The organism is Streptomyces sp. TLI_146 (genome assembly GCF_002846415.1).
In the GTDB taxonomy this organism is placed as follows: Bacteria; Actinomycetota; Actinomycetes; order Streptomycetales; family Streptomycetaceae; genus Streptomyces.
This window is the reverse complement of sequence record NZ_PJMX01000001.1, coordinates 3,440,513-3,458,450: the sequence shown is the minus strand read 5'-3', so window position 1 is coordinate 3,458,450 and position 17,938 is coordinate 3,440,513. Positions and strand designations below refer to the sequence as shown.

The following is a 17,938-nucleotide window of genomic DNA, read 5'->3' as shown; positions in this document are numbered from 1 at the left end:
CGGCTCAGGCCTTCCGGCGGCCGAGGCCCACCGCCACCAGCGCCGCCGCCGCGACCACGATCACCGCGTCCACCAGCAGCACGGTCCGCACGCCGTGGAAGAGGTCGCCCCGGGTCGTGGCGAGCACACCGAGCAGCGGGATGCCGATGGTGATGCCGACCTGCTGGGTGGTGGTGACCAGACCGGTCGCCAGCCCCTGCTCCTCGTCGGGGACACCGCTGGTGACGGTCAGTCCGTACGAGATGATCGCGCCCAGGTGGCACATGCTGGCCAGCGAGACGGCGACGGTGGCGAGCAGCGCGCCCGACCCGCTGCCGATCGCGAGCAGCAGGGCGATGAACAGGCCCTGGCCGAGCAGCGAGCCGACCAGGGTGCGGCGGGCGCCGAAGCGGCCGATGACCTTGGCGGCGTAGCTGCCGGCGAGCGCCGACATGACGCCCTGGACGCCGAAGACGAGTCCGGTCCTGAAGGACGACAGGCCCAGGACCTCCTGGAGGTAGAGGGTCAGCACGAAGACGACCGTCGACATCATCGAGAAGGTGACCAGACCGCCCAGGTTGCCCCACGCCACCGTCCGGCGCTTCAGCATCGGCAGCGACACCAGCGGGGCCGGGGCCTTCGACTCGACGACCACGAACGCGGCGAGCAGCGCCAGTCCGGCCACCAGCGTGCCCCACACGTCCGCGCCGCCGAAGCCGCGCTGGGCCGCCGTCGACAGGGAGTAGATCAGGGCGAGCAGTCCGCCGGTGACGGTGATCGCGCCGGGCACGTCAAGCCGCGGGCGGTCCGGGGTGCGGGACTCGGGCAGCAGCCCGGGCGCCAGGGCGAGGACGACCACCGCGGCGACCGCGAGCAGGCCCATGGTCGAACGCCAGCCCAGCGTGTCCGTCATGACCCCGCCGAGCACCATCCCGACGGTGAAGCCGAGCGAGAGCAGGGTGCCGCTGATGCCGAGCGCCCGGTCGCGCTGCGGGCCCTCGGGGAACGTGGTGGTCAGCAGGGACATCCCGGTCGGCACGATCACCGCGGCGCCCAGGCCCTGCAGGGCGCGGCCGGTCAGGAACGACGCCGGGTCCCAGGCGAGGGTGGCGAGCAACGAGGCCGCGCCGAAGAGGGCGAGCCCGGCCAGGAACAGCTTCTTGCGGCCGTACAGATCGGCTGTCCGGCCGAACAGGAGCAGGAAGCCGCCGGACGGCAGCGCGAAGGCGGTGACCGCCCACTGGAGCGCGGAGCGGCTCAGGCCCAGGTCGTCGCCGAGGACGGGCAGCGCCACGTTCAGTACGGAGAAGTCGAGCGCCACCATGAACTGGGCGGCGCAGAGCACGAACAGGACCAGCTTCGCCCGGCCCGTGAGCCGGCCGTCCCGCGGGGCCTGAGCGGCGACCGGCGTGGCCGGTGCGGTGGGGGTGTCGATTGCCATGGCCACAGCCTGGCCGTGCGCGAACGGCCGTGGAGAGTGGGAACTTATCCTGTTGGCGGCACCACCAGGCAGCGGCCCGGGGCGCCGAACCGGTAGCCGACGAGGGGGAGTACGGACGTGGCCACGCCGATCGACAAGTCGCTGCGGCGCACCGAACTGCGCGAGTTCCTGATGAACCGGCGGGCCCGGATCAGCCCCACCGCGGCAGGTCTGCCCGACGGCGGCGCGCGCCGCCGCACCCCGGGCCTGCGCCGCGAGGAGGTCGCCGTGCTGGCCGGGGTGGGCGTCTCCTGGTACCAGTGGTTGGAGCAGGGCCGGGACATCACGGTGTCGCCGCAGGTCCTGGATTCGGTGGGCCGGGTCCTGAAGCTGACCAGCGCCGAGCGCCGCCATCTGTACGTGCTGGCCGGGCTCAACCCGCCCGCGCCCGAGGTCGATCCGGCCCACAGCGACATGTGCCAGGGCCTGCAGCGGCTGATCGACGCGTGGATGCCGTTCCCCGCGCACATCATGGACGTGTACTGGAACACCGTGATGTACAACGACGCGGCCGCCATGGTGCTCGGCATGCGACCCGAGATCGTGCAGAACTGCCTGATCGCGTTCTTCACCGACCCGGTCTACCGCTCCCGCGCCAAGGGCTGGGACGCGGTCGCCGCGAAGGTGGTCGCCCAGTACCGGGCGGCCTGCTCGGAGCGGCCCGACGACGAGGGTTTCCAGGAGGTCGTCGAGGAGGCGTCCCGGCTCTCGGCGGAGTTCGCGGAGCTGTGGCGGCAGCGGGACATCCTGCCCGGCGGCCAGATGGAGAAGGAGTTCCAGCACCCGGTGGTGGGCACGCTGTTCGTCGAGTCCACCCAGCTGCGGGTGCCCGCCCGCCCGGACCTCGCGATCGTGCTGCACACCCCGCTGCCGGAGACCGACACGGCCGCGAAGCTGGAGTGGCTGGCTACGCCGGAGGGGCGGCGCGGGTCGATGTACCCGGTGGCGGGCTGAGCGCGGGGGGTTGCGCGCGGGTGGCTCCGGGCGCACTCCTTATGCTCGGCGTATGACTCTGAGCACCGAACTCGACCCCGAGGACCGCAAGATCATCACCCTGGCGCGCAGCGCCCGGGCCCGCAACGGGGTGGCCGAGGGCGCGGCCGTACGGGACGAGACCGGGCGCACGTACGTCGCCGGGACCGTGGAGCTGGACTCGCTCAGGCTCTCCGCGCTGCGCACGGCGGTTGCGATGGCCGTGGCCAGCGGGGCGAAGTCGCTGGAGGCGGCGGCGGTGGTGACGGAGGCGGCCACCGCCTCGGCGGAGGATCGGGCTGCGGTGCGGGACCTGGGTGGTGCGGGCACCCCCGTGCTGGTGGCGGGGCCGGACGGCGAGGTCCGCGCGCGGGTCGCGGCGGGCTGACGTTTTTTTGTGCCCGGGGTTTGTCTGCGGGCCGGTGGGGGCTGGTCGCGCAGTTCCCCGCGCCCCTGAAATGCTCGCCTTCGCCCTCGCGCTCGCCCGTACCCCCTAGGGGCGCGGGGAACTGCGCGAGCAACCCACCACCGGCCCGCAGGCGAACACCGGCCCGATAAGGGGCGCGGGGAACTGCGCGACCAGCCCCCACCGGCCCGCAGGCAATCGGACCACGATCCCCCAGTTGACCTGCGATAACAGGGATCTTGACAGTATCTGATGGGCCATCAGTCAAGGGATTTCGATTCCATTGACTTCTCTTCGCGCCCCCAGGTCAATAGGCCCCTGCCAGGCGCAGCCGAGCCGCTGCTGCGCCACAACCGCAGAGGGGGCAGTCATGCCTTCAGCACGAAGACGGCGCCACTGGGCCGCCGTACTGGGAGCCGCGGCGCTCATGGCCGGAACCGGGGCGCTCGTCGCGCCCGCGCAGGCCCTGGCCGCGACGCCCGTCGACTTCGCCACGCACTGCGTACCACCGCCCATCGCGAACATCCCGCCGATCGACGGCACCACGTCCGCCCAGATCACCGTCGACAAGGCGGCGCCCAAGGTCGGGGACACGGTCACCGTCACGTACACGGTCACCAAGCCCGCCGCGGGCAACCCGGTGGACCTGGCGCTGCCCGCCGACATCATGACCCCCACCGGAAAGGTCACCGTCGGCGGTGCGCAGACCGGCGCCGTCACGGTCGCCGGACCCAAGAAGAACGACCCGGTGCCGGGGAAGGGCGCGTTCCCGCCGTTCTCCATGACCGGTACGTTCACCGTCACCGCACCCGGCGCGATCACCCTGTCGCCCGGCGACTACAACATCCACACCAGCTACCTCATGGAGCTGGACACCCCCTGCACGGTCACCAACCCGCCCGCGCCCGTCTCCGAGACGGTCACCGCGACCGGCGGCGGCCAGACCAACCAGCGGGCCGTCCAGCTGGGCACGGCCTCCGGCAAGCCCGGTGCGAGCGTCACCGTCGCCGGGTCGAAGTTCACCGCGGGCGCGACCGTGACGGTCGTCGGCCGGGCCGGGGCCGCCGAGACCGCCGACAAGACGACTGTGACGGCGGACGCGCAGGGCGCGTTCTCCACCGCCCTGACGGTCAACGACAAGGCGACCAGCGGCATCGTCGCCTACGAGGGAGCGAGCTGGAGCGACGACAAGGGCGCGGGCCCGGCGGCGTACAGCGTGATCGACGACACCCCGGCCCCGCCCAACAGCCAGAAGCTCAACTCCTCGGTCAAGGCGGGCACGCTCTCCATGGCCCAGGCCGGTGACGCCGTCTCGATGGAGGCCGTCGACTTCGGCAAGGGCGGTGCCTCCCGGGGTTCGCTCCAGACGGTGACGGTCCAGGACTTCCGCGGCGGCCCCGCGGGCTGGTCCCTGACCGGCAAGGTCACCGACTTCACCGGCCCCGGCGGGGCGAAGATCGACGCCTCGAAGCTCGGCTGGACCCCGGCCTGTGCCACCAAGGCCGGTTCCCCGTCGACCTGCGCGGCGGGCTCGCCGGGCACCGTGGGCGGCGCGGGCGCGACGCTCGCGACCACGCCCAACGCGGCGCTCACCGGCGGTGAGTTCACCGTCGACGCCCGGGTCTCGCTGGACGTTCCGGCGTTCACCGCCCCCGGCGCGTACTCCGGCGTGCTGACGCTCACGCTGGCCTGATCCACCCGTGGGCCGGGCGCGCACCCGGCCGGCCCACCCGTCCCCGGGGGTTCCGCACCGTGCGCAAGCTGTACGCCCTCCTCCTCGCCGCGGCCGTCCTGCTCCTCGGTACGCCCGCGCGAGCCGCCGACAACGGCAACTGGGCCGTCTACCCGGCCTCCGCCGCCGCGGAGCGGCGCCCGTACTTCTACCTCTCCGCCGGCCCCGGCACCACCCTCACCGACCAGGTCACCGTCACCAACAAGACGGCCGCCCCGATGGCCTTCCGGCTGTACGGGGCCGACGCGTACAACACCGAACGCGACGGCGGGTTCGCCGTGCGCACCCGGCGCGAGCCGCAGCACGGCGTGGGCGCCTGGACCCGGCCCGACCGCACGGCGGTCACCGTCCCGGCGCACTCCTCGGTCACCGTGCCGTTCACCGTGACCGTCCCGGCCGACGCGGAGCCCGGCGACCACCCCGGGGCGCTGGTCGCCCTGGACGAGAAGGTCGCGGCCGGGCGGGGGGAGCTGGCGATGGGGGTGCAGCAGGCCGTGGGGGCGCGGGTCTATCTGCGTGTCACCGGACCCACCGTGCCCGCGCTCGCGGTCGAGGACGTCTCGCTCGCCCAGCACCGCCCGCTGGTGCCGGGCACGGGCAAGAGCCGGACCGTGATCTCGTACACCCTCCACAACCGGGGAAACGTGACGCTCGACCCGAAGGTCCAGTTGAAGGCGACGGGTCTGTTCGGCCGTACGCTGCTGAGCCGCGGACTGACGAACGTCCCGGCCGAACTGCTGCCCGGCCAGAAGGTCCGGCTGACCGAGCCGTGGGCGGGCTCGCCGCAGCTGGACCGGGGCGACGTACGGCTCACGGCGAGCGCCAAGGGCGTCACCGGGTCGGGCGGCGCGTCCTTCCTCGCCCTGCCCTGGCCGGTCCTCGCGGTGCTGGTGGCGGCCCTGGCGGCGGGGGTCGCGGGGTGGCGGCTGCGGCGGGTCCGGGGGCGGCGCGGCTGAGTGCGGGGCCCGCGCGTACAGCGGGGCCGTTCGGATCGGGGAGAATGGGCGGCATGAGCGCTCGTACTGTTGAGAACAACGCCCCCCACCGGGCCGGCTTCGCCTGCTTCGTCGGCCGCCCCAACGCGGGCAAGTCCACCCTCACGAACGCTCTGGTCGGACAGAAGGTGGCGATCACCTCCAACCGTCCGCAGACGACGCGGCACACCGTCCGCGGCATCGTGCACCGCCCCGACGCCCAGCTGATCCTGGTCGACACGCCGGGCCTCCACAAGCCGCGCACGCTGCTCGGCGAGCGGCTGAACGACGTGGTGCGGACGACCTGGGCCGAGGTCGACGTGATCGGCTTCTGCATTCCCGCGGACCAGAAGCTCGGGCCCGGCGACAAGTTCATCGCCAAGGAGCTCGCGGGGATCAAGAAGACCCCGAAGATCGCGATCGTGACGAAGACGGACCTGGTCGACTCCAAGGCGCTGGCCGAGCAGCTGCTCGCCGTGCAGCGGCTCGGGGACGAGCTGGGCTTCGAGTGGGCGCAGATCGTGCCGGTCTCGGCGGTCGGCGACCAGCAGGTCCAGCTGGTGGCGGACCTCCTGGTCCCGCTGCTGCCCGAGGGCCCGGCCCTCTATCCCGAGGGCGACCTCACGGACGAGCCCGAGCAGGTCATGGTGGCCGAGCTGATCCGCGAGGCGGCGCTGGAGGGGGTACGGGACGAGCTTCCGCACTCCATCGCGGTGGTGGTGGAGGAGATGCTGCCGCGCGAGGACCGTCCGGCGGACCGTCCGCTGCTCGACATCCACGCGAACGTGTACATCGAGCGGCCGAGCCAGAAGGGGATCATCATCGGTCCCAAGGGGAAGCGGCTCAAGGAGGTCGGGATGAAGTCGCGCAAGCACATCGAGGCGTTGTTGGGGACGCCGGTGTTCCTGGACCTTCATGTGAAGGTCGCGAAGGACTGGCAGCGCGACCCGAAGCAACTCCGCAAGCTGGGCTTCTAGGCCTCCCGGGGGCTACGCCCCCGGCCCCCTTTTGCGGGGCCTGCGGCCCCTGCACCCCGCTTCTTTCGTCTGCGGACCGTAGATGGCTGAGCGCGCAGTTCCCCGCGCCCCTAACTACCTAGGGGCGCGGGGAACTGCGCGAGCAACCCAGCACGGTCCGCAGACGAACTCAAGGGACCCCGGCCGCCCGCCAGAGGCCACGCGGCGGAGCCGCACATGTTCACAGCCGGGAAGGGGCGGGGTGGGGAAAGGCTCACCCCTCGGCTATCAGCGCCGTCCCCACCCGTACAAACCCCAGCCGCCCATAGATCCGCGCCACCGCCTCGTCCCCCGCCGACAGGAACACCGTCGACGCCCCCCGCGCCCGCGCGTCCGCGACGAGCGCGGACGTCACCGCCTCCCCCAGCCCCCGCCGCCGCGCCGCCGGCACCGTGCCGACGCCCACGATCTCCGTCACCGGGCCCACCGGGTTGTGCATGCCGGAGCAGAGCGGGAGGCCGTCGAGGACGGCCGCCGCGACCGCCGTCGCGCCGGTGCGGATGCGCTCCGCGACCTGCGGCGCGCGCCCGTCGCCCACCCGGGCCGTGATCTCGGCGGCCAGCTCGGCGGGACCCGGCGCGCCCACGGCCGTACCGGGCGCCGCGAACGCCAGGTGCGGCACCACCAGGGCCGCGTGGAGCAGGGGGTCGTCCGCGTCCAGGACGCGGACCTGCGGGTGCGGCGGGGGCGTGGGCGCGTCCGGGGCCAGCACCATCAGCGGGTGGGCGTGGACCGCGAGGCCCGAGGACTCGACCGCCGCGCGCAGCCCGGGCGACACCTCGTCCACCCACTCGAACGCCTCCGGTATCCCCAGCTCCCGCTGGCGCGCCCGCACCTTGTCCACGTCCGCGGCCGACACCGGCCCGGTGTGGCCGAGCGTGGGCCGGGCGTAGAACGGCCAGCCCACACCCTCCCGTACGAACAGCGTCAGCGGACCGAAGTCCTCGGCGCGGGCCGAGGTGCGCGGCACCGCGTCGTAATAGCGTTCCAGCAGGGCCACGTCAGAGGTCGTCATGCGGTGAATGAAAGCAAGGCGGTCACCCTCTACGCACCTTCTTTCAGCACCCGTGACACCAGCGTCCGCTGGGCGGGGGACAGGCTCGGGTCCGCGCAGTGGACCGTGGTGCCGTCGACCGTGATCTCGTAGTGGAAGCCGTCCGGTACGCCGAGGGACGGCTCGCCCCGGCCGTCGGCGAGGGCCGCCTCGGCCAGGGCCTGCCACTCCGCCGCGTCGGGCCGGCCCGAGGTGTCGACCTCGGCCCGGCGCTCGATGCCGGCGAATCCTCCTGTGCGGGTCACCTGGATGCGCATGCTCCCTGTGTAGCAGCGCACCGCCGCCGCGTCAGCCGGTCGGCACGCCGACCTGGGACCAGGCCTTCAGGACGGACTGGAGTTCCGCCCCCTCCCCGTAACGGGCGCGCGCCGCGGCCACCGTGAGCCGGGCGAAGTCCGCGAACAGGGCCTGCTTGCCCAGCTCCCCGCCGGTCAGCACGTCGTACCAGATCTGACCGGCCCGCTCCCACGCCTTGCCGCCGAGCGCGTCCGCGACGAGGTAGAAGGCGTGGTTGGGGATGCCGGAGTTGAGGTGGACGCCGCCGTTGTCGCGGCCCGTGGTGATGTAGTGGTCCATCGTCGCGGGCTGCGGGTCCTTGCCGAGCACGTCGTCGTCGTACGCCGTGCCGGGCGCCTTCATCGAGCGCAGCGCCGTGCCGGTCACGGCGGGGGCGAGCAGGCCCTGGCCGATCAGCCAGTCGGCCTGGTGGGCATCCTGGTCGAGCGTGTACTGCTTGATCAGCGAGCCGAAGACGTCCGACATCGACTCGTTGAGCGCGCCCGGCTGGCCGAAGTACGTCAGGTTCGCCGTGTGCTGGGTGACGCCGTGGGTCAGCTCGTGCCCGATCACGTCGATGGGGATCGTGAAGTCCAGGAAGATCCGGCCGTCGCCGTCCCCGAACACCATCTGCTCGCCGTTCCAGAAGGCGTTGTTGTAGTCGGCGTCGAAGTGGACGGACGCGTCGAGCGGCATTCCGGAGCCGTCGATGGAGTCGCGTCCGTACGCCTTGAGGTAGAGCTCGAAGGTCGCGCCGAGCCCGGCGTAGGCGCGGTTGACGGTGGCGTCCTTGACCGGCTTGTCGCCCTCGCCGCGGACCTTGCGGCCGGGCAGCGCGGTGCCGTGGCGGCAGTCGTGGATCGTGCGGTGGGGCTGTCCCTCGACGGCCCCGGCGGGCGGGGCGGCCTCGGGTGCGCCGAGCACGGTGGTGAGGCGGCGGGCGGTGCGCTGGGCGGCGTCCGCGACGAGCGTCTTGCGGGCGATGGCGGAGAGCGCGGGGTCCTCGGCGGTGACGAGCTTGTCGAGGACGTGGGGTGGCACGATGGTGCAGAAGACGGGCGTATGCGCGTTCATGTCGCGACAATGTGGCACTGGGTCATGAGGCTGTCACTACTCGCCACCATGATTGGTTCCAAGCCATCGCGGCCGGTACGCGCGGGCCGGGACAGGGACTTTGGTCCCTGGTCCCTTCCGCCACGTCCCGCATACTGAAACGGGACCGGCGCTTTCGGCGCCCCTCGGCTAGGCTGCGGCACATCATGCGTTTCGGGCTGCTTCTCCTTAGCTGCCGCGGCGAGGGCCTGTAGTCGTAGGCCGACCCCCTCCCCGCGGGATCTGGTGCTGCTTCGACTCAGTCGGCCGTCCTAATCGAAGGACCCGAGGAGCCCTACGCAAATGTCCGAGAACTCCGTGTCTGTCGGTCGTCCGACGCCCGTCACCAACGCGACCCACACCCAGCGCCCGTCCGGGATGCCGATCCACAAGTACGGCTCGTACGAGGCCGTGCACATCCCCGACCGCACCTGGCCCGAGAAGCGCATCACCAAGGCCCCGCGCTGGCTGTCCACCGATCTGCGCGACGGCAACCAGGCGCTGATCGACCCGATGTCGCCCGCCCGCAAGCGCGAGATGTTCGACCTGCTGGTGCGCATGGGCTACAAGGAGATCGAGGTCGGCTTCCCCTCCTCCGGCGAGACCGACTTCACCTTCGTACGGTCGATCATCGAAGAGGGGGCGATCCCGGACGACGTGACCATCTCCGTACTGACCCAGGCCCGCGAGGACCTGATCGAGCGGACCGTGGAGTCCGTGCGCGGCGCCCGCCGCGCCACCGTGCACCTGTACAACGCCACCGCCCCGACCTTCCGCCGGGTCGTCTTCCGCGGCTCCAAGGACGACATCAAGCAGATCGCGGTGGACGGCACCCGGCTGGTGATGGAGTACGCGGAGAAGATCCTGGGCCCGGAGACCGTCTTCGGCTACCAGTACAGCCCGGAGATCTTCACCGACACCGAGCTGGACTTCGCCCTGGAGGTCTGCGAGGCGGTCTGCGACGTCTGGCAGCCCGAGGAGGGCCGCGAGATCATCCTCAACCTGCCCGCCACGGTGGAGCGTTCGACGCCGTCCACGCACGCGGACCGGTTCGAGTGGATGAGCCGCAACCTGACCCGCCGCGAGTTCGTCTGCCTGTCCGTGCACCCGCACAACGACCGCGGTACGGCGGTGGCGGCGGCCGAGCTGGCGATCATGGCCGGGGCCGACCGCATCGAGGGCTGTCTGTTCGGCCAGGGCGAGCGCACCGGCAACGTCGACCTGGTCACCCTGGGCATGAACCTGTTCAGCCAGGGCGTCGACCCGCAGATCGACTTCTCGCAGATCGACGAGATCCGCCGCACCTCCGAGTACTGCAACCAGATGGAGATCCACCCGCGCCACCCCTACGCGGGCGACCTGGTCTACACCGCCTTCTCCGGCTCCCACCAGGACGCCATCAAGAAGGGCTTCGACGCGATGGAGGCCGACGCGGCCGCCAAGGGCGTCACCGTCGACGACATCGAGTGGGCCGTCCCGTATCTGCCGATCGACCCGAAGGACGTCGGCCGCTCCTACGAGGCCGTCATCCGGGTCAACTCGCAGTCCGGCAAGGGCGGTATCGCGTACGTCCTGAAGAACGACCACAAGCTGGACCTGCCGCGCCGGATGCAGATCGAGTTCTCCCGGATCATCCAGGCGAAGACCGACGCCGAGGGCGGCGAGGTCACTCCCGGCCAGATCTGGTCGGTGTTCCAGGACGAGTACCTGCCGAATCCGGCCAACCAGTGGGGCCGCATCCAGCTGCGTTCCGGCCAGACCACCACCGACACGGACGGCCGGGACACGCTGACCGTCGAGGCGGTCGTGGACGGCGCCGACACGGTCCTGACCGGCACCGGCAACGGTCCGATCTCGGCCTTCTTCGAGGCGCTGGCCGCCATCGGCGTGGACGCCCGCCTGCTGGACTACCAGGAGCACACGATGAGCGAGGGCGCGTCCGCGCAGGCCGCCTCGTACATCGAGTGCGCCATCGACGGGCAGGTCCTGTGGGGGATCGGCATCGACGCCAACACCACGCGCGCCTCGCTGAAGGCGGTCATCTCCGCCGTCAACCGCTCGGCCCGCAAGTAGCCCCTCCGGCGCCGCACCGCGCCCCACCTGCCCCGGGCGGCCGGTGGGGCGCCGTCTTTGCGCCACTCCTTCCCACGGGGTGCTGACGTCACATCATCGATGTGGCTAACATCACGTCAACGCGGCAATGTTGCCGGTCCGTTACGGAGGTGCGCGGTGGTGCAAGGCCGAGGACAGAACGTGACGAAGCCTCGCGCCGTGGGCATTCTCGAACGAATCTGGACGACCCGTACGTCCTGGACCACCGTCGGGGACGGGGAGTTCTTCTGTCCGGAGTGCGGGGGCGACCGCAACTTCCGCCGCCGCACCGGCCGTCGGCGCCTGGCCGTGCTCGGCGTCCCGCTGCTGTCGCGCGGGGCCGCCGGGCCCGTCGTGGAGTGCGCGGCCTGCGAGACCCACTTCGGGACGGACGCCCTCGACCACCCCACCACCACCCGCTTCTCGGCGATGCTGCGCGATGCCGTCCACACCGTCGCCCTCGCCGTCCTCGCCGCGGGCGGCACCTCCTCCCGTACGGTCACCTCGACCGCGGCCGCCACGGTCCGCGCCGCCGGGTACGACGACTGCACCGAGGAGCAGCTGATCACCCTGATCGAGGCGCTCGCCGCCGACACCGGGCGGTTCCTCACCGACACCGAGGCCGATCCGTGCGGCGCGGCCCTCGCCATCGAGCTGCACGAGTCCCTGGAGCCGCTGGCCCCGCACCTCGCCCCGGCCGGCCGGGAGTCGATCCTGCTCCAGGGCGCCCGTATCGCGCTGGCCGACGGCCCGTACAGCCCGGCCGAGCGGGAGGTCCTCACCACGGTGGGCGGCGCGCTCCAGCTGTGCGCGGACGACGTGGCCCGGCTCCTCGCGGCGGCCCGCACCCCGTCCTGAAGCACCCGTCCTGACCGGGGCCGCTCCCGGCGGTGAAACAATGGCTCCATGAGTCTGTTCCGGGACGACGGCATCGTGCTGCGGACCCAGAAGCTCGGTGAGGCCGACCGGATCATCACGCTTCTGACCCGCGGCCACGGGCGGGTGCGCGCCGTCGCCCGCGGGGTGCGCCGCACCAAATCCAAGTTCGGGGCCCGGCTGGAGCCCTTCTCGCACGTGGACGTGCAGTTCTTCGCGCGCGGCAGCGAACTGGTCGGGCGCGGCCTGCCGTTGTGCACCCAGAGTGAGACCATCGCTCCGTACGGTGGCGCGATCGTCACGGACTACGCCCGGTACACCGCGGGCACCGCGATGCTGGAGACGGCGGAACGGTTCACCGACCACGAGGGCGAGCCCGCCGTGCAGCAGTACCTGCTGCTCGTGGGCGCCCTGCGCACGCTCGCGCGCGGCGAGCACGCCCCCAACCTGATCCTCGACGCCTTCCTGCTGCGCTCGCTCGCCGTCAACGGCTACGCGCCCAGCTTCGAGGACTGCGCGAAGTGCGGCATCCACGGGCCCAACCGGTTCTTCTCGATCGCGGGCGGCGGTGTGGTCTGCGCCGACTGCCGGGTGCCCGGCAGCGTCGTACCCTCTGCGGAGGCGGTCGGACTGCTCAGCGCGCTGCTCACGGGGGACTGGGCGACGGCGGACGCGAGCGAGCCGAGGCACGTGCGCGAGGGCAGCGGCCTCGTGTCGGCCTATCTGCACTGGCATCTGGAGCGCGGCCTGCGCTCACTGCGGTACGTAGAGAAGAACTGAGGGAGAAGAGCTCCACATGGCACGACGCGGAATCCTGGGCGGCCGGTCCCGGCGCGAGTACACGACCCCCGAGCCGCACCCCTCGGGTGCGCGCCCGCCGAAGATCCCCGGCGAGCTGGTCCCCAAGCACGTGGCGGTCGTCATGGACGGCAACGGGCGCTGGGCTAAGGAGCGCGGGCTGCCGCGCACCGAGGGCCACAAGGTCGGCGCCGAGCGCGTCCTCGACGTGCTCCAGGGCGCGATCGAGATGGGGGTCGGCTCGATCTCGCTGTACGCGTTCTCCACCGAGAACTGGAAGCGCTCGCCCGACGAGGTGCGCTTCCTGATGAACTTCAACCGCGACTTCATCCGCAAGACCCGCGACCAGCTCGACGAGCTGGGCATCCGGGTGCGCTGGGTGGGCCGGATGCCCAAGCTGTGGCGCTCGGTGGCCAAGGAGCTCCAGGTCGCCCAGGAGCAGACGAAGGACAACGACCGGCTCACGCTGTACTTCTGCATGAACTACGGCGGCCGGGCCGAGATCGCCGACGCCGCGAAGGCGCTCGCCGAGGACGTGAAGGCGGGCCGGCTCGACCCGTCGAAGGTCAGCGAGAAGACCTTCGCCAAGTACCTGTACTACCCCGACATGCCGGACGTGGACCTGTTCCTGCGGCCCAGCGGCGAGCAGCGCACCTCCAACTACCTTCTCTGGCAGAGCGCTTACGCCGAGATGGTGTTCCAGGACGTGCTGTGGCCGGACTTCGACCGCCGCGACCTGTGGCGGGCCTGCCTGGAGTACGCACAGCGCGACCGCCGCTTCGGCGGGGCCGTCCCCAACCTCGACATCCCCCGGCAGGACGGTGCCGGGGCGGGCGAGTAACTCCCGTGCCGGGGCGGGGCGGCCGGGTCGTCAGACCGCGGCCGCCGCGCACTCGGCGACGGCCGCCGACTCCAGCTCGGCGGTGAGCCGGGCGCCGCGGTCCTCGGAGAAGTCCAGGGCCGCGAGCACCGACGGCACGGCGATGCTGGACATCACATGACGCTGCAGGACCGAGTGGCGGTGCGAGAGGTCCTGGTAGTCGCTGAGCGTCTGGGACATCATCTGGAGCCCGGCGAAGGCTCCCACGTACAGCTCGGCCGTGTCGGAGATGACCACGTTGGGCATCAGCTCACCGCGCTGCTGCGCCATCGTGAGCACCTCGACGTTCACCTCGCTCCAGTGCCGGAACGGGCCGCTGCGGTCGAGCCCGGTGGCCTGCTGGTCGAGGGTGAGCCGGATGCTGGCCCGGACCAGGTGGTCGGTGCGGAGCCGGTGCGCGAGGACCGAGCCGGAGTCGATGAGCTCCTGGAGCTTGACGGGCTGCGGCGGCAGCGAGGGGCCGGAGCCCTGCTCGTTCAGGACCCCGTGCGCGAGCGCTTCCTTCGACTGGAAGTGGAAGTAGAGCGCGCCCTTGGTGACCCCGGCCATCTTGAGAATGTCCGTGATCGTGGCGGCCTGGAACCCCTGCTTCTCGAAGACGATGGCCGCGGCCTCCAGGATCGCCCTCCTGGTGCGGATCGCACGGTCCTGCTTCGCCACGCTGCCTCCTCGTGTTGCGTCGCGGTGTCGACGCCGTGAACTTCGGGGCCGCCCGCTCCCCAGGCTTGAAAAAAACCGTCTAGTTTGTATCTTAACAGTGGGACGCAGGACTATGTTCTTCGTACATGCCTCGGGGGGAGCCATGTCCAAAACAGAAGCAGTATTGACCAGCGCCATACCCATAACCGGTGCCGGGCCCACCAACATGACGCAATCGCACCCTGTATCGCCGGAACTCGTCCATCGGGCCAGGCCCGCCGACGCCTTTCCGCACGGCTGGCGACAGCGTGACGAGCACACGTTCTCGGTCACCGCGCACTGGCCGCACAACCATGTCTTCTTCGAGCCCGTCGCGGGCGATCTGCACGACCCGCTGCTCGTCGTCGAGACGATGCGGCAGTCCGCGATGCTGATAGTGCACGCGGGCTACGGGGTGCCGCTCGACTGGCACTTCATGCTCACCGACCTCGAATACACCGCCAATCCCACGCAGTTGGACGTCGGCGGACAGCCTGCGCTCATCGACGTGGAGCTGGAGTTCTCCCGGCTGGAATGGCGCGGCGGCAAGCTCTCGCGGCTCAAGGTCCGCTGGGTGCTGCGCCGGCTGGGGCGGCTCGTCGCCACCGGCTCCGGCCAGGCCCGCGTCCTGAGCCCGGGCGTCTACCGGCGGCTGCGCGGCGACCGCACGACCCCCGGCGACACCACCGGATGCCTTCCGCTGCCCGTCCCCGCCGACCTGGCGGGCCGCAGCCGCGCCGCCGACGTGGTGCTCGCGGCCAGCCCGCAGGAGCGCGTCTGGCGGCTGCGGGCGGACACCACACACCCCACGCTCTTCCAGCGCCCCAACGACCATGTGCCCGGCATGCTCCTGCTGGAGGCGGCCCGGCAGGCGGCGAGCGCGGCCCTGGGGCCCGCGCCGGTCGTCCCGGTCGCGGGTGACATAGCGTTCCACCGGTACGCGGAGTTCGACAGCCCGTGCTGGATACAGGTCACCGACGCGGCGCCCCGGCGCCCCGGCATGACCAGTGTGCAGGTCACCGGCCACCAGGACGAGAGCCTGGTCTTCCTCGCCACGCTGTCGGCGCCGCGCGCCGACTGACCGGTACGGCAAGGGAGAAGAGGGCGACGATGATTCTGGTGACCGGGGCGACCGGAACCGTGGGGGGCGAGGTCGCCCGGCTGCTCGCGGCCGAGCACCCGCTGCGCGTCCTGGCCAGACGGCCGGAACGGGTGGCGGTGGCGGGACCGGCCGTCGAGGTGGTCGCCGGCGAGTACGCCGACCGCGACAGCCTCGACCGCGCCCTCAAGGGCGTACGGGCGGCCTTCCTGGTCACCGGCAGCATCGGCGAACGGGACGACGTCCGGTTCGTGGAGGCGGCCCGCGCCGCCGGGGTGCGCCATCTGGTCAAGCTCTCCGCGCTGGCCGTCACCGACCCGGCCGCCGACGACCTCATCACCGCCCGCCAGCGCGAGAACGAGACGGCCGTACGGGAGTCTGGGCTCGCCTGGACCCTGCTGCGGCCCCGCGCGTTCATGACCAACACCCTGTCCTGGGCGCGCTCGGTGCGCGAGGAGGGCGTGGTGCGCGCGCTGTACGGGGACGCGCCCAACGCGACCGTGGACCCGCGCGACATCGCCGAGGCGGCGGCGCTGGCACTCACCGAGCCGGGCGCCCACGAAGGCCGCGCGTACGCGCTCTCGGGCCCCGCGGCCGTCACCGCCGCCGAGCAGACCGCGCTCCTCGGCGACGCCCTGGGCAGGCCGCTCCGGTTTGAGGAGCTGGGCCCCGAACGCGCGCGTGCCGCGCTGCTGGCGCGCTATCCGCAGCCGGTGGCCGAGGCGTTGCTGCACAGCGCCGAGCGCCAGCGGGCCGGGGCGAAGGCCGAGGTGTCGCCCACGTTCCAGGAGCTGACGGGCCGCCCCGCGCGCTCGTACGCCGAGTGGGCCCGCGACCACGCGGCTGCCTTCGCCTGAGCCGCGTACCCCAGCCGTTCGTACACGTACTACGTACGTAAGGGGCCTTGCCGGAAGTGTCCGGCAAGGCCCCTGCGTCCGTCAGCCGTTCAGCAGGAGCGGCAGTTCCCGGTGGCCGTTGGAGATGAACGACGGGAGCTGGGCGAGCTGTTCGCCCGGGGCGGCGAGGGCCAGGTCCGGGAAGCGCTCGAAGAGGGCCGACAGCGCCGCCGTCGCCTCCAGGCGGGCCAGCGGCGCCCCCAGGCAGAAGTGGACGCCGTGCCCGAACGCCAGGTGCTCGCGGCGCAGCGGGCGCGACGGGTCGAAGCGGTCGGCGTCCTCGCCGTGCACCTCGGGGTCGCGGCCGGGCCCGGCGAGCGCGACCAGGATCGGCTCGCCCTGGGGGATCACCACGCCGCCGATCTCGATGTCCTCCACGGCGTACCGCAGCGGCACATGGGCCGCCGGCGGCTCCCAGCGCAGGGTCTCCTCGACCACGTCCTCCCAGGCGACCTCGCCGCGCCGCACGCGCGCCAGCTCCTCGGGGTGGGTGAGCAGCGCGTACGCGGCCTGGTCGATCAGATTGACCACGGTCTCGAACCCGGCCGAGATCATCAGCAGCAGGGTGTCCACGAGCTCGACCTCGGTCAGACCGCTGCCGTCGCTCTCGTCGCGGGTGGCGATCAGGTCGGTGGTCATGTCGTTGCCGGGGTTGGCGCGCTTGAAGGCGATGAACTCGTTGAGCGCCGCGTACAGTTCGCGCCCGGTCGCCTCGGCCTCCTCGGCGGTCACCTCGGTGAGGAAGGTGATGTCGATGAGGCGGCAGAGCCGGTCGCGGGCGCTCTCCGGGACGCCGAAGAGCTCGCAGATCACCTGGACGGGCAGCGGGCTCGCGAACGCCTTGCGCAGATCGACCGGCTGGCCCTGCGGGGTGTCCGCGAGCTTGTCGAGAAGGTCGGAGACGATCTGCTCGATCGTCGGGCGCAGCGCGGCCGTCTGGCGCGCGGTGAACGCCCTGGACGTCAGCTTGCGCAGCCGGCTGTGCTCCTCGCCGTACGCGGTGATCATGCTGCGGACCGATATCCAGATGGCGAGCGGCCAGGTCCGGGGGATCTCGCCGTTGATCCAGGCGGGCCAGTGCCGCTCGGCGTCCTTGGAGACGCGCGGGTCGGTCATCAGGCTCTTGGCGGCGTCGGCGCTGGTCACCGACCAGGCGGCCACGCCGCCCGGCAGCTCGATCCGGGCGACCGGGCCGTGCTCGCGGATGCGGGCGATCTCGCCGTGGATGTCGGTACCGGCGGCGTCGATGGCGAACGGGCATTGCTGCTGGGGCATGGAGGTGCTCCGTAAGGACGGTGAGGGCGTGTGTCTGTGCCGACTACTGTCGGCGCAGAGGGAGATGTACGTCGATGCGGGTGCCGTTCCCGGACGCGCCGCCGAGGGTGGGACACCCGTCGGAGCAGTCGATCCGGCCAGTCATCGAGGTGGGCCCGGACAGCGACGGCCGGGCGGGAAGAGCGGGATGTCCACGGCGGAGGGGAGCACGGCGTGGCTGAGCGCGCGCCCCGCGAGACCGTCACTCACGACGGAGTACAGCCATGCGCTCATGTGTCCTCCCCCCCCAATGCTGGGACGAGAGGGACAATAACAAAACCGGATCCCCGGTTTACCACCGGGGATCCTGGGTGTTTCTGAGGTG

At 71.9% G+C, this 17,938-nt stretch carries 18 protein-coding genes; 11 read left to right on the top strand and 7 right to left on the bottom strand.

Features of this window, described 5'->3' with window-relative positions; genetic code table 11:
• Positions 1-4: 4 nt before the first annotated feature.
• A complete protein-coding gene (locus tag BX283_RS15750) occupies positions 5-1,420 on the bottom strand; it encodes an MFS transporter (protein ID WP_101388245.1) in 1,416 nt (471 codons plus the stop codon).
• 171 nt (positions 1,421-1,591) lie between these two features.
• Between BX283_RS15750 and BX283_RS15745 the strand changes: the two genes are divergently transcribed.
• From BX283_RS15745 to era, 5 genes are all read left to right on the top strand, one after another.
• A complete protein-coding gene (locus BX283_RS15745) occupies positions 1,592-2,413 on the top strand; it encodes a helix-turn-helix transcriptional regulator (protein ID WP_101392368.1) in 822 nt (273 codons plus the stop codon).
• A 52-nt stretch (positions 2,414-2,465) separates the two neighbouring features.
• Positions 2,466-2,819 (top strand): cytidine deaminase, encoded by a 354-nt coding sequence (locus tag BX283_RS15740; protein ID WP_101388244.1) that lies wholly within the window; start codon positions 2,466-2,468, stop codon positions 2,817-2,819.
• 388 nt (positions 2,820-3,207) lie between these two features.
• Complete coding sequence (locus BX283_RS15735) at positions 3,208-4,530, top strand: beta-xylosidase (RefSeq protein WP_101388243.1); 1,323 nt, start codon at positions 3,208-3,210, stop codon at positions 4,528-4,530.
• A gap of 59 nt (positions 4,531-4,589) precedes the next feature.
• Positions 4,590-5,525, top strand: a complete 936-nt coding sequence (locus tag BX283_RS15730) for a WxL protein peptidoglycan domain-containing protein (RefSeq protein WP_101388242.1) — start codon at positions 4,590-4,592, stop codon at positions 5,523-5,525.
• Between the two features lie 53 nt (positions 5,526-5,578).
• Positions 5,579-6,520, top strand: a complete 942-nt coding sequence (gene era / locus BX283_RS15725) for a GTPase Era (protein WP_101392367.1) — start codon at positions 5,579-5,581, stop codon at positions 6,518-6,520.
• Positions 6,521-6,773: 253 nt separating this feature from the next.
• Here the strand turns inward: era and BX283_RS15720 are convergent, their stop codons facing one another.
• From BX283_RS15720 to BX283_RS15710, 3 genes are read right to left on the bottom strand one after another with little or no spacing between them, the layout of a single operon-like run.
• Positions 6,774-7,574 carry a GNAT family N-acetyltransferase gene (locus tag BX283_RS15720; RefSeq protein WP_101388241.1) on the bottom strand — a complete coding sequence of 267 codons (801 nt, stop codon included), beginning with the start codon at positions 7,572-7,574 and terminating at the stop codon, positions 6,774-6,776.
• A 29-nt stretch (positions 7,575-7,603) separates the two neighbouring features.
• A complete protein-coding gene (locus BX283_RS15715; protein WP_101388240.1) occupies positions 7,604-7,870 on the bottom strand; it encodes a protealysin inhibitor emfourin in 267 nt (88 codons plus the stop codon).
• A gap of 31 nt (positions 7,871-7,901) precedes the next feature.
• Positions 7,902-8,963 (bottom strand): M4 family metallopeptidase, encoded by a 1,062-nt coding sequence (locus BX283_RS15710; protein ID WP_101388239.1) that lies wholly within the window; start codon positions 8,961-8,963, stop codon positions 7,902-7,904.
• A gap of 321 nt (positions 8,964-9,284) precedes the next feature.
• Between BX283_RS15710 and leuA the strand changes: the two genes are divergently transcribed.
• The 4 genes from leuA to BX283_RS15685 all read left to right on the top strand — a co-directional run bounded on the left by leuA (position 9,285) and on the right by BX283_RS15685 (position 13,587).
• Positions 9,285-11,054, top strand: a complete 1,770-nt coding sequence (gene leuA / locus BX283_RS15700) for a 2-isopropylmalate synthase (protein ID WP_101388238.1) — start codon at positions 9,285-9,287, stop codon at positions 11,052-11,054.
• Positions 11,055-11,210: 156 nt separating this feature from the next.
• Positions 11,211-11,930, top strand: coding sequence for a TerB family tellurite resistance protein (locus tag BX283_RS15695; RefSeq protein WP_257582870.1), 720 nt, complete (start codon positions 11,211-11,213; stop codon positions 11,928-11,930).
• Between the two features lie 48 nt (positions 11,931-11,978).
• Positions 11,979-12,728, top strand: coding sequence for a DNA repair protein RecO (recO, locus tag BX283_RS15690; RefSeq protein WP_067158819.1), 750 nt, complete (start codon positions 11,979-11,981; stop codon positions 12,726-12,728).
• 16 nt (positions 12,729-12,744) lie between these two features.
• Positions 12,745-13,587: an isoprenyl transferase gene (locus tag BX283_RS15685; RefSeq protein WP_101388236.1), complete on the top strand. Its 843-nt coding sequence runs from the start codon at positions 12,745-12,747 to the stop codon at positions 13,585-13,587.
• Between the two features lie 30 nt (positions 13,588-13,617).
• On the opposite strand, the gene BX283_RS15680 is transcribed toward BX283_RS15685, so the two are convergent.
• A complete protein-coding gene (locus tag BX283_RS15680; RefSeq protein WP_101388235.1) occupies positions 13,618-14,286 on the bottom strand; it encodes a ScbR family autoregulator-binding transcription factor in 669 nt (222 codons plus the stop codon).
• Positions 14,287-14,491: 205 nt separating this feature from the next.
• Here BX283_RS15680 and BX283_RS15675 point away from each other — a divergent pair, with 205 nt between their 5' ends.
• Together BX283_RS15675 and BX283_RS15670 are read left to right on the top strand one after the other, a co-directional pair.
• Complete coding sequence (locus BX283_RS15675) at positions 14,492-15,385, top strand: ScbA/BarX family gamma-butyrolactone biosynthesis protein (protein WP_101388234.1); 894 nt, start codon at positions 14,492-14,494, stop codon at positions 15,383-15,385.
• 29 nt (positions 15,386-15,414) lie between these two features.
• Positions 15,415-16,260 carry an NAD(P)H-binding protein gene (locus tag BX283_RS15670; RefSeq protein ID WP_101388233.1) on the top strand — a complete coding sequence of 282 codons (846 nt, stop codon included), beginning with the start codon at positions 15,415-15,417 and terminating at the stop codon, positions 16,258-16,260.
• Positions 16,261-16,341: 81 nt separating this feature from the next.
• Here BX283_RS15670 and BX283_RS15665 read toward each other — a convergent pair whose 3' ends face one another.
• Positions 16,342-17,574: a cytochrome P450 gene (locus BX283_RS15665; RefSeq protein ID WP_101388232.1), complete on the bottom strand. Its 1,233-nt coding sequence runs from the start codon at positions 17,572-17,574 to the stop codon at positions 16,342-16,344.
• A gap of 141 nt (positions 17,575-17,715) precedes the next feature.
• Positions 17,716-17,847 carry a hypothetical protein gene (locus tag BX283_RS41585; protein ID WP_257582867.1) on the bottom strand — a complete coding sequence of 44 codons (132 nt, stop codon included), beginning with the start codon at positions 17,845-17,847 and terminating at the stop codon, positions 17,716-17,718.
• Between the last annotated feature and the right edge of the window lie 91 nt (positions 17,848-17,938).